The organism is Bradyrhizobium sp. Kon69 (assembly GCF_055807515.1).
The window spans coordinates 1-288 of the sequence record NZ_JBVVOS010000281.1; the positions used below are offsets into that span (position 1 = coordinate 1).

Below are 288 nucleotides of genomic sequence, written 5' to 3' on the forward strand. Positions count from 1 at the left end.
CGCGCTCCATGGCTTCACGGGCGAGCTTCCAGTCTACACCGGGCTCATAGCGGTGCGATGCATCGGTGTGCAGGCCGTAGGAACGGGCCTTGCCGGCGATGGCGATCTGGTCGAAGAATGCGCTTTCAAGGAATACGTCGCGAGTGGTCGCGGACACACCGCTGTGCTCGCCGCCCATCACGCCGGCGATGGCCAGCGCGCGGGCATGCTCGGCGATAACCAGGGTGTCTGCACGCAGGCTGACTTCCTGGCCGTCGAGCAGTACCAGCTTCTCGCCTTCTTCGGCCA

The 288-nt window shown here is 65.3% G+C and carries 1 protein-coding gene; it reads right to left on the minus strand.

Annotated elements, in window-relative coordinates:
• Positions 1–288 (minus strand): phenylalanine--tRNA ligase beta subunit-related protein (locus AC0L3U_RS39170; RefSeq protein WP_473365086.1); only part of this gene is annotated, 288 nt, incomplete at both ends.